An 11202-nucleotide genomic window follows, 5' to 3' on the forward strand; every position below is an offset into this window, starting at 1 on the left:
GCGCTGAAGCCGTCAAGGCCTATCTGGTCTCGAAGGGCATCGAAAAGAACCGCGTGTACACCGAAGGCAAGGGCAAGAGCCAGCCGATCGCTGACAACCGCACCGCCGAAGGCMGCGCCAAGAACCGCCGCGTGGAAATCGAAGTGGTCGGTACCCGCCCCAACAAGTGATTTGCAAGAATCACTGAAAAAAACCCCGCCCCGGCGGGGTTTTTTTATGGCCGGTCCGATGTCGGCATTTGGTTTCGACCCGCTGGATTCCGAAGCAATTCGCGGCGATTCATAATCGCTGCATGACCGAACCCGTGAATGCCGATCCGGCAGAGCTCGCCAAATTCTCCGAACTTGCGCACCGTTGGTGGGATCTCGAAAGTGAATTCCGCCCGCTGCACGAAATTAATCCACTGCGCCTCGACTGGATCGACGGCATTTCGCCGATCGCCGGCCGCAGGGTGCTCGACATCGGCTGCGGCGGTGGCATCCTGGCCGATTCGATGGCGCGCAAGGGCGCCGAGGTGCTGGGGATCGACCTCGCCGACAAGGCGCTGAAGGTGGCGCAACTGCATGCGCTCGAGGCCGGCACGCGCGGCGTCAAGTACCGTGCGGTCAGCGCCGAGGCGCTGGCGGCCGAACAGCCGGCCAGCTTCGATGTCGTCACCTGCATGGAAATGCTCGAACACGTGCCCGAACCGGCCTCGGTCGTCAAGGCCTGCGCCGATCTCGCGAAGCCCGGCGGCTGGGTCTTCTTCTCGACCATCAACCGCAATCTCAAGGCCTTCATGCTGGCGATCGTCGGCGCCGAGTATGTGCTCGGCATGCTGCCGCGCGGCACGCACGAATACCAGAAGCTGATCCGCCCGAGCGAACTGGCTGGCCACTGCCGCGCCGCCGGGCTCGACCTGCGCCATACCCGCGGCCTGGAGCACAACCCGCTGACCCGCCGCTACTGGCTCAGCGGCGACACCAGCGTGAACTACATGTTCGCCACCCAGAAGCCGGCGGCGGGCCTGTGATGGAGGGCCGTATCGACGCCGTCCTGTTCGACCTGGACGGAACCCTGATCGACAGCGCCCCCGATCTCGGCGCTGCGGCGGACCAGATGCGCACCGAGCGTGGCCTGCCTTCGCTGCCGCTCGAGCGCTACCGGCCGATGGCCGGTGCCGGCGCCCGCGGCATGCTGGGGGTGGCCTTCGGGCTCACGCCCGAGGCCCCCGAGTTTGCGGCGCTGCGCGAGGAATTCTTCGTCAACTACGAGTCGCGGATGCTGCGCAACACGCAAGTCTTCGACGGCGTGGCCGAACTGGTGGAGGCGCTGCGCGCACGCGGGCTTCCCTGGGGCGTCGTCACCAACAAATCGGTTCGGTTCACCGCGCCGCTGACGCGTGCGATGCCGCTGTTCGAGAGCGCCCGGGCGATCGTCAGTGGCGACACCACGCCGTATGCCAAGCCGCACCCCGAGCCCCTGTTCGAGGCCGCACGCCGGCTGGGCGTGGCGCCGGTGCATTGTGTCTACGTCGGCGACGACGAGCGCGACATCGTGGCCGGCCGCGCCGCCGGCATGCGGACGGTGGCCGCCACCTACGGCTACATGGGCGAACAGGCCGAAGTGGCCCGCTGGGAGGCCGATGCTGCGATCGAAACCCCCATGGCCCTCTTGCAGTTGCTCAAACAGGCCTAAAATAGCTTGCTTGGGGCTGCACTGGTTTCGACGTGGGTTCGGAATCGCAGCGGGGCATGTCGAGCTGAATGCGCTCGTAAAACAGATTCAAACAAACTAACTGCAAACGACGAACGTTTCGCACTCGCCGCTTAATTGCCGGTGAGCTTTGCAACAGCAGGCCGATGGGCTGGGCAAGGGGGCGCTAGAGCAATCTGACGCCTCCCGGCTGCAAAGATAATCTACATGGGCTGGTCCTGATCCGGGTACCTTGGGTCGGGACGAGAAAATAGGGTGCTGGCGGCCGGTGTAGCGTGCGACTGCGCGACACCGGTGGCGAGACTTAAATCAGACCGCTAAACATGTAGATCTGCGCGAAGAAGGCTTGCGGACGGGGGTTCAAATCCCCCCAGCTCCACCATACAAGAAGGCGGCGCCGATGCAATTTGCATCGGCGCCGCGTTTGCGTTCCAAACCCTCCACGCGGTCCCGCGCACAGAGGCCCGGGCGGCCCATGGGGACAAGTTCGATGCAACAGATTCAGTGGACCTCGGCGCTTCGCCTGGTTGTCGCCGCGGTGTTCGCACTGTCTGGCGCGGCTGCGCCGGCCGCCTCGCAGGCGCCGGTCGCCGCCGAGAACGGCATGGTCGTGAGCGCGCAGCACCTGGCGACCCAGGTCGGCGTCAAGKTGCTCAAGCGCGGCGGCAAYGCGATCGACGCGGCGGTGGCCGTGGGCTATGCACTCGCGGTGGTCTATCCGGCGGCCGGGAATCTCGGCGGCGGCGGGTTCATGACCGTGCAACTCGCTGACGGCCGCCGGACCTTTCTCGATTTCCGCGAGAAGGCGCCGCTGGCCTCGACGGCCGACATGTATCTCGACAAGGACGGCAAGGTCGTCGCGGGTCTGAGCACCCGCGGGCATCTGGCGGTCGGCGTCCCGGGCACGGTCTCCGGCCTCGAATGGGCGCGCGAGCGCTACGGCACCATGAAGCGGGGCGTGCTGATCGCGCCGTCGATCGCGTTGGCCGAGCGCGGTTTCGTGCTCCAGCAGGGCGACATCGACATGCTGGCGACTGCCACGACGGATTTCGCCAAGGACCCGGCCTCGGCTGCGATCTTCCTGCGCAAGGGCGAGCCCTTCGCGGTCGGCCAGAAGCTGGTCCAGACAGATCTCGCAAAGACGCTCAAGGCGATCAGCCGCAACGGCCCCGACGGCTTCTACAAGGGGCCGGTGGGAAGCGCGATCGTGGCCTCCAGCCGGGCGGGCAAGGGGCTGATCACGCAGGCCGACCTCGACCAGTACAAGACGCGTGAACTGGTGCCGATCGAATGCGGCTACCGCGGCTATCGCGTGATCTCGGCGCCGCCGCCGAGTTCGGGCGGCGTGGCGATCTGCGAGATGCTCAACATCCTCGAAGGCTATCCGCTCAAGGAACTGGGCTTCCGATCGGCGCAGGCGGTGCACTACCAGATCGAAGCGATGCGCCATGCCTACGTCGACCGCAACAGTTACCTGGGCGACCCGGATTTCGTGCAGAACCCCGTCGATCGCCTGATCGACAAGCGCTATGCCGAGAAGGTCCGCGGTGTCATCGATCCGGTCAGGGCCAGCGTCTCCAAGGACATCAAGCCGGGCGTCGCGCCGCATGAGGGCAGCAACACGACGCACTATTCGATCCTCGACCAATGGGGCAACGCGGTGGCGGTGACCTACACCCTGAACGACTGGTTCGGCGCCAAGGTCACGGCGGCAGGCACCGGCGTGCTGCTCAACAACGAGATGGACGACTTCACGGCGAAGATCGGCGAGCCCAACATGTACGGCCTGATCCAGGGCGAAGCCAACGCCATTGCGCCGGCCAAGCGGCCGCTGAGCTCGATGAGCCCGACCATCCTCATCAAGGACGGCCGGCCGGTGTTCGTGGTCGGCACGCCGGGCGGCAGCCGGATCATCACCACGGTGCTGCACAGCATCCTCAACGTGGTCGACTACGGCATGGATGTGCAGGAAGCCGTGGACGCGCCGCGCTTTCACCAGCAGTGGTTGCCGGACGTGACCAACGTCGAGCCTTTCGCGCTCTCGCCCGACACCCGCAAGATTCTGGTCGGCATGGGCCACAACCTCGGCGAGGCGCAGCCCGCCAACCACCTGGCGGCGATCATCGTCGGCGCGCCCTCGCTGGGCGGCAAGCCGGTGGGCGCCAATCGTTTCTACGGCGCCAACGACCCGCGCCGCAACACCGGCCTGGCGCTGGGCTACTGATGCGTCTCGAAGAAATTCTCTATACCCAGGGCTTCGGCACGCGCCGGGTCTGCGCCGGCCTCGTGCAGCAGGGCTTCGTGTCGGTTGGCGGCACCGCGGTCACCGACCCCGGCGAGGACTTCGCCACCGAGGGCCTGCACTTCACGGTCCAGGGCGCGGCCTGGGAGTACCACGAGAAGGCCTACCTGATGCTGCACAAGCCGGCCGGCACCGAGTGCTCCCAGAAGCCTTCGACCTACCCGAGCATCTACACGCTGCTGCCGTCGCCTTTGCGCCTGCGGCCGAACAAGGGGGCGGTCCAGGGCGTGCAGGCGATCGGACGGCTCGACCAGGACACCACGGGCCTGCTGCTCCTGACCGACGACGGCCAGTTCATTCACCGGATGGGGTCGCCGAAGCACCACGTGCCGAAGGTCTACGAGGTGACGACCAAGCACCCGGTCGACCCGAACCAGGTCGAGCGCCTGCTGGCCGGCGTGGTGCTGGACGACGACCCGAAGCCGGTGCGGGCCGCGGCCTGCGAACTCGCCGGGCCGCTGCACCTGAGCCTGACGCTCACCGAAGGCAAGTACCACCAGGTCAAGCGCATGCTGGCGGCCGTGGGAAACCGGGTCGAGGGGCTGCACCGCTCGCGCATCGGCCAGCTGGCGCTGTCCGAGGACCTGCTGCCGGGCCAGTGGCGCTGGCTGCGGGCCGAAGAGGTGGAAGCGCTGCGAACTTCGCGTGCCGGTCAGCCAACCGTCGGTGTCGACCGTTAAGATCTGAAATCCTCCTTCGGAATCTCCCCCTTGCGCTCCATCTCCTCCCTCACAGGCCGTTTCGCGGCCTTTTTGTTTGTTGGCGCGTCGCTTTCGTCGCAGGCGGCCGAACCGCCTCCGATCTTCGTGCTCAACTCCCTCGACGCCACCGTGAGCGTGATCGAGCCGACGGGCTGGACCGAAAAGGTGCGTATTCCGACCGGCAAGGAGCCGCACCACTTGTACCTGACGCCCGACGAGCAGTCGGTGATCGTCGCCAACTCCGCTGGCGACTCGTTGACCTTCCTGAACCCGCGCACGGCCGAGGTCCAGCGCGTGGTCTACGGCATCATCGATCCCTACCACCTGCGCTTCTCTCCGGACATGAAGTGGTTCGTCACCGCGGGCAATCGCCTGAACCACGTCGACCTCTACCGCTGGGACGGCAAGGAGCCCAAGCTAGTCAAGCGCATTCCGACCGGCAAGACGCCCAGCCACATCTGGATCGACGGCAAGAGCACCACGGCCTACGTCTCGATGCAGGACAGCGACGAGCTGATCGCGGTCGACCTGGCCACGCAGACCATCCGCTGGCGCACGGCCACCGGCCCGATGCCGGCCGACATCTTCGGCCTCCACGACGGCAAGACGCTGCTGGTCGGCCTGACCGGGAGCGACGGCGTGCAGGTGTTCGATGTCGCCGGCGCCCAGCCCAAGCTGGTCGGCAAGATTTCGACCGGCAAGGGCGCGCATGCCTTCCGTTCGGCCGGCGACGGCCGCAGCGTCTTCGTCAGCAACCGCGTGGCCAACACGATCAGCCGGATCGACCTTCAGACGCTGCAGGTCACCGACACCTACCCGGTGCCGGGCGGACCCGACTGCATGGATGTCTCGGCCGACGGCAAGACGCTCTACGTGACCTCCCGCTGGGCCAAGAAGCTCAGCGTGGTCGACCTGGCGAGCCGCAAGGTGGTGCGGCAGGTCAACGTCGGGCGTTCGCCGCACGGCGTCTGGACGCTCGACCATGCGAAATCGTAGGGTCGCCTCGGCCTGGCTGCTGGTCGCGGCCGGCGCCGCGTCCGGCGCGGCGTGGGCCCAGGGCTGCGCCAAGCCGGTCTATCTGACCTTCGACACCGGCCACATGGGCATCGCCCCGCTGGTGGCCGAAGTGCTCAAGCGCCAGGACGTGCGCGTGACCTTCTTCGCCGCCGCCGAGCGCACGCAGACCGACGGCGACAGCCTGGACAATCATTGGGCGCCGTGGTGGAAGGCGAGGGCGGCCGAGGGCCACGAATTCGCCTCCCACACCTACGACCACGCCTATTGGCGGGGCGACGTCAAGGGCGTCGAGCCGCGCTTCCGAATCCGCCCCACGGCCGGCGCCTTCGCCGGCCGCGAGTTCACCTGGGATGCGGTGCAGTACTGCGCCAACATCGCCAAGTCCGCCGAGCGGCTGCAGCTCATCACGGGCAAGAAGCCGCTGCCGCTGTTCCGCGCGCCGGGCGGCAAGACCTCGCCGCGGCTGCTCGCCACGGCCAAGGCCTGCGGCTACGAGCACGTGGCCTGGGCGCCAGCGGGCTTCCTGGGCGACGAGTTGCCGAGCGAGACGTTCAGCAACGAGCGGCTGCTGGCGCAAGCGCTCGACAAGATCCAGCCTGGCGACATCCTGCTCGCGCACCTGGGCATCTGGTCGCGCAAGGACCCGTGGGCGCCGGCCGACCTGGAGCCGCTGATCGCCGGGCTCAAGATCAAGGGCTATTGCTTCGAGACGCTGCGGCAGCATCCGGCCTATCGCGGCTGGATCGCGGCCCATTCCTGAACCTTCGATCCTCGACCGGAATCGCACGCCGATGGACTGGCTCACCGATCAATTCGCGACCCTGCAGCAGTGGCTGTTCGAGACGGCGGTGCAGCCGCTGGTCTACGCCATCGGGCTCGGCGGCCGGGTCGAGGACGCCTTCGACGCCACCGGCTGGCTGCTGGTCGGCCTGATCCAGATCGCCGTGCTGGTTGCCGTGATCGGGCCGCTGCAGCGCTGGCGGCCGGTCGAGCCGGTGATCGACCGGCGCGCGATCCGCACCGACGTCATCTACACGCTGATCCACCGGCTCGGCCTGTTCCGGCTGGCGATGTTCTTCGCCGTGGAGCCGCTGTTCGACGACCTGCTGGGCATGGTGCGCGGGGCCGGCTGGGGCACGACCCACCTGGACGAACTCTGGCCCGGCGTGACYGACGTGCCGTGGATCGCGTTCCTGATCTACCTGGTGGTGCTGGACGGGGTCGAGTACCTGATCCACCGCGGCCAGCACCGCTTCCGCTGGTGGTGGGCGCTGCATTCGCTGCACCACTCGCAGCGCCAGATGACGATGTGGAGCGACAACCGCAACCATCTGCTGGACGACCTGATCCACGACGCGATCATCGTCGTCGTCGCGCAACTGATCGGCGTGGCGCCGGGACAGTTCATCGCGATCGTCGCCTTCACGCAACTCAGCGAGAGCTTGCAGCACGCCAACCTGCGTCTGAGCTTCGGCGCTCTCGGCGAACGCCTGTGGATCAGCCCGCGCTTTCACCGCGTGCACCACAGCATCGGGATCGGCCACGAGTCCGGGGGGCCCAGGACGCTGGGCGGCCACAACTTCGGCGTGCTGCTTCCGTGGTGGGACATGCTCCTGCGAACGGCGAACTTCGAAGACCGCTACGACGCCACCGGCATCCGCGACCAGGTCGAGCCCGACGAGCGCGGCCGGGTGCGGGACTACGGTCGCGGCTTCTGGGCCCAGCAATGGCTCGGACTGCGCCGCCTGGCCGGCAAGGGCTGAGGTTATCCTCGGCACCCGATGCGTCTTCTCCTCGATTCCTTCTGGCGATCGGCCGCCTATTGTCTGCACCCGCGGGTGATCGTGCTGTCGCTGCTGCCGCTCGGCCTCATGGTCGCGCTGGCGGCGGTGTTCGGCTATTTCTATTGGGATGCCGCAGTCGCCTGGACCCGCGCGGCGCTCGACGCCTGGCCCCTGCTGGCCGGTTTCTGGGCCTGGATCGGGCACTTTTTCTCGGGCGACGTCACGGCCATGCTGGCGCCGCTGGTCGTCGTCTTCGCCGCCACGCCGCTGATCGTGGTGGTGTCGCTGCTGGTCGTGGCGGGCGTCATGGCGCCGCCGCTGACACGCCTGGTGGCCGAGCGGCGCTTCGCGACCCTGGAACAGAAGAAGGGGGCTTCCTTCTTCGGCAGCATGGCCCGCTCGATCGGGCTGACGGTGTTGGCGCTGCTGGCGCTGGTGGTGTCGATGCCGCTTTGGCTGATCCCGCCGCTGGTGCTCATTCTTCCGCCGCTGATCTGGGGCTGGCTGACCTACCGCGTGATGAGCTTCGATGCCCTGGCCGAGCATGCGAGCCCGGAGGAGCGCGACACGCTGCTGCGCACGCACCGGTTGCCCCTGCTCGGCATCGGTGTGCTGTGCGGCTATCTCGGCGCGGCGCCGAGCATCGTCTGGGCCTCGGGCCTGCTGTTCGCCGCCGCCTTCTTCGTGCTGGCGCCGCTCGCGATCTGGATCTATACGCTGGTGTTCGCCTTCTCGGCGTTGTGGTTCGCGCACTACTGCCTGGATGCCCTGGCCCACCTGCGTGCGCAGCGGGCGGCGGCCGCCGTGTCAGCTTCCACGGCCGAGCTGGCGGATGCCAGCGCGGCCGCGAGCCAATGGAGTGCGCCATGAGTCGTTCTTTCGGTCTGATCGTCGTCGGTGACGAAATCCTGTCGGGCAAGCGCGTCGACAAGCACATGCCCAAGGTCATCGAGCTGCTCGCCGCGCGCGGGCTCGAGCTCGGCTGGGCGGAGTACGTGGGCGACGTGCCTGTTCGCATCACCGCGGCGCTGGGTCGCGCCTTCGCATCGGGTGACATCGTGTTCTCCACCGGCGGCATCGGCGCCACGCCCGACGACCACACGCGCCAGTGCGCGGCGGCGGCGCTGGGCGTGCCGCTGGCGCTGCACCCCGAGGCCGAGTTGCTGATCCGCGAGCGCATGCAGGACACGGCGCGCGAGCAGGGCACGGTCTATGAGCCCGACCGTCCGGACAACATCCATCGGCTCAACATGGGCGTGTTCCCGTTGGGCGCCCGCATCATTCCCAACACCTACAACAAGATCCCGGGCTTCAGCGTCGGCGACGTGCACTTCGTGCCCGGCTTCCCGGTGATGGCCTGGCCGATGATCGAGTCGGTGCTGGACGGCCGCTATGCCGAGCTGTTCGCGCGCGGGCGCGCCGCCGAGAGATCGGTGATCGTCTATGGCGCGATGGAGGCCACGCTGACCCCGCTCATGGAAGCCGTCGAGAGGGACCACGCGGGCATCAAGGTGTTCAGCCTGCCGAGCGTCGACCATCCGCAGCACGGGCGCCATATCGAACTCGGCGTCAAGGGCGACGCGAGCCGAATCGAAGCCGCCTACGCGCAGTTGCTCGCGGGCCTGCACGACTTTGAGGCGCGACTTGGCCCCGAAATGGTGCGTTGACACGAAGCGCACCAAAGTGGTTACAAATTGCCTTGTTTTGGGTGCCTGCAAGGGCGCCAAGGCCCCGCTCGCGGCAGTGACAATGGCATAGAAACTGCATTCCCGATTCCCGTACTACCAACCCTGTCCATACCAAGGAGAACCTGATGGCCAAGACCGTCGCCGACGTACTCAAACTCGTGAAGGAAAACGAGGTCAAGTTCGTCGATTTCCGCTTCACCGACACGCGCGGCAAGGAGCAGCACGTGACCGTGCCCGTCTCGCATTTCGATGAAGACAAGTTCACGTCGGGCCATGCCTTCGATGGCTCCTCGATCGCCGGTTGGAAGGGCATCGAAGCGTCGGACATGCAACTCATGCCCGATCCCAACACGGCCAACATCGATCCTTTCTTCGAGGAAACGACGCTGATCCTGACCTGCGACGTGGTCGATCCTACGGATGGCAAGCCCTACGAACGCGACCCGCGCTCGCTGGCCAAGCGCGCCGAAGCCTACATGAAGGCCTCGGGCCTGGGCGACACCGCCTTCTTCGGACCGGAACCCGAATTCTTCGTGTTCGACGGCGTGCGCTGGCAGAACGACATGTCGGGCTGCTCGGTCAAGATCGAGTCCGAGGAAGCGGCCTGGAATACCGGCAAGGAATTCGAACACGGCAACACCGGCCACCGTCCGGCGGTCAAGGGCGGCTACTTCCCGGTACCGCCGGTCGACAGCTTCCAGGACATGCGTTCCGAGATGTGCCTGGTGCTCGAGTCGCTCGGCATCCCGGTCGAAGTGCATCACCATGAAGTGGCCAATGCCGGCCAGATGGAAATCGGCACCAAGTTCAGCACGCTGATCCAGCGCGCCGACTGGGTCCAGTTGCAGAAGTACGTGATCCACAACGTGGCCCACGCCTAYGGCAAGACSGCSACCTTCATGCCSAAGCCGATCKTCGGCGACAACGGCTCCGGCATGCACGTGCAYCAGTCRRTCTGGAAGGACGGCAAGAACCTGTTCGCCGGCGACGGCTATGCCGGCCTGAGCGACTTCGCGCTGCACTACATCGGCGGCATCATCAAGCACGCCCGCGCGCTGAACGCCATCACGAACCCCGGCACCAACAGCTACAAGCGCCTGGTGCCCGGCTTCGAAGCCCCGGTGAAGCTGGCCTACTCGGCCAAGAACCGCTCGGCCTCGATCCGCATTCCGTTCGTGGCGAACCCGAAGGGCCGCCGCGTCGAAGCGCGCTTCCCCGATCCGCTGATGAACCCGTACCTCGGCTTCGCGGCGCTGCTGATGGCCGGCCTCGACGGCGTGGAAAACAAGATCCATCCGGGCGAAGCCGCCAGCAAGGATCTCTACCATCTGCCGCCGGAAGAAGACGCGCTGATCCCGACCGTCTGCCACAGCCTCGACCAGGCGCTCGAGTACCTCGACAAGGACCGTGCTTTCCTGACCAAGGGCGGCGTGTTCACCGATTCGTACATCGATGCCTACATCGACCTCAAGATGCAGGAAGTCACGCGCTTCCGGATGGCGACCCATCCGGTCGAGTTCGACATGTACTACTCCTTGTAAGACCTTGCGGGAGAGACCCAGAAACTGCGCAGCGGTTTTTGCTCTGTCTTCCCTGTGAGACCTTCGGAATGGAATCAAAAAAGGACGGCTTCGGCCGTCCTTTTTCATTGGGCGGGAACATCTGGGCCGGATCGGTTTCGAATTGCATGAAAATGCCGTTTTGCGGCGCACTAACTCAAGACCATGAAGACCCTCTCTGTTTTCCTGCTGACCGCCCTGGCGGCGGCCGGCGTGCCCTTGCAGGCCCAGGCGCAGCAAGAGCGCGTCTGGCGCTGCGGCAACGAATACACCAACAACGCGGCCATCGCCCAGCAGCGCGGCTGCAAGGTGATGGAAGGCGGCAACCTGACCATCGTGCAGGGCACGCGGCCGTTCGCCTCGGCGGCGCCGGCGGCTCCCGGCGCGGCGGTGCGGGCGCCGGCGGGCAGTCCGCGGGTCGACGGCGTCGATCAGCGCGCGCGCGACGGCGAGGCC

11 protein-coding genes, 1 other RNA gene and 1 pseudogene are annotated in these 11202 nt (G+C 66.7%); all 13 read left to right on the forward strand.

Annotated elements, in window-relative coordinates; translation table 11 throughout:
* The coding region (locus tag AC1D2K_RS19145) for an OmpA family protein (protein WP_478090423.1) at nucleotides 1-170 on the forward strand (170 nt) is incomplete at its 5' end.
* A gap of 122 nt (nucleotides 171-292) precedes the next feature.
* A complete protein-coding gene (gene ubiG / locus AC1D2K_RS19150) occupies nucleotides 293-1012 on the forward strand; it encodes a bifunctional 2-polyprenyl-6-hydroxyphenol methylase/3-demethylubiquinol 3-O-methyltransferase UbiG (RefSeq protein ID WP_478090414.1) in 720 nt (239 codons plus the stop codon).
* A complete protein-coding gene (gene gph, locus AC1D2K_RS19155; protein ID WP_478090415.1) occupies nucleotides 1012-1677 on the forward strand; it encodes a phosphoglycolate phosphatase in 666 nt (221 codons plus the stop codon). Before ubiG ends, gph begins: the two co-directional genes overlap by 1 nt.
* A 12-nt stretch (nucleotides 1678-1689) precedes the next feature.
* Nucleotides 1690-2077, forward strand: a transfer-messenger RNA (tmRNA) gene (gene ssrA / locus AC1D2K_RS19160).
* Between the two features lie 108 nt (nucleotides 2078-2185).
* A complete protein-coding gene (gene ggt, locus AC1D2K_RS19165; protein ID WP_478090416.1) occupies nucleotides 2186-3919 on the forward strand; it encodes a gamma-glutamyltransferase in 1734 nt (577 codons plus the stop codon).
* Nucleotides 3919-4677: a pseudouridine synthase gene (locus AC1D2K_RS19170; RefSeq protein ID WP_478090417.1), complete on the forward strand. Its 759-nt coding sequence runs from the start codon at nucleotides 3919-3921 to the stop codon at nucleotides 4675-4677. Before ggt ends, AC1D2K_RS19170 begins: the two co-directional genes overlap by 1 nt.
* 72 nt (nucleotides 4678-4749) lie before the next feature.
* Nucleotides 4750-5694 carry a YncE family protein gene (locus AC1D2K_RS19175; protein WP_478090424.1) on the forward strand — a complete coding sequence of 315 codons (945 nt, stop codon included), beginning with the start codon at nucleotides 4750-4752 and terminating at the stop codon, nucleotides 5692-5694.
* Nucleotides 5681-6475, forward strand: a complete 795-nt coding sequence (locus AC1D2K_RS19180) for a polysaccharide deacetylase family protein (protein ID WP_478090418.1) — start codon at nucleotides 5681-5683, stop codon at nucleotides 6473-6475. Before AC1D2K_RS19175 ends, AC1D2K_RS19180 begins: the two co-directional genes overlap by 14 nt.
* A 31-nt stretch (nucleotides 6476-6506) precedes the next feature.
* Nucleotides 6507-7478 (forward strand): sterol desaturase family protein, encoded by a 972-nt coding sequence (locus AC1D2K_RS19185; RefSeq protein ID WP_478090419.1) that lies wholly within the window; start codon nucleotides 6507-6509, stop codon nucleotides 7476-7478.
* 18 nt (nucleotides 7479-7496) lie between these two features.
* The gene (locus AC1D2K_RS19190; protein WP_478090420.1) at nucleotides 7497-8369 is read left to right on the forward strand and encodes an EI24 domain-containing protein; all 873 of its coding nucleotides are present in this window, start codon (nucleotides 7497-7499) and stop codon (nucleotides 8367-8369) included.
* Nucleotides 8366-9166, forward strand: a complete 801-nt coding sequence (locus tag AC1D2K_RS19195) for a competence/damage-inducible protein A (RefSeq protein WP_478090421.1) — start codon at nucleotides 8366-8368, stop codon at nucleotides 9164-9166. The genes AC1D2K_RS19190 and AC1D2K_RS19195 overlap by 4 nt, the downstream gene beginning before the upstream one ends.
* A 146-nt stretch (nucleotides 9167-9312) precedes the next feature.
* Nucleotides 9313-10728 carry a type I glutamate--ammonia ligase gene (glnA, locus tag AC1D2K_RS19200; protein ID WP_478090422.1) on the forward strand — a complete coding sequence of 472 codons (1416 nt, stop codon included), beginning with the start codon at nucleotides 9313-9315 and terminating at the stop codon, nucleotides 10726-10728.
* Nucleotides 10729-10911: 183 nt separating this feature from the next.
* Nucleotides 10912-11202, forward strand: a pseudogene (locus AC1D2K_RS19205) (hypothetical protein); the annotation flags it as partial.

This window comes from Variovorax sp. P1_H12_2 (genome assembly GCF_056405335.1).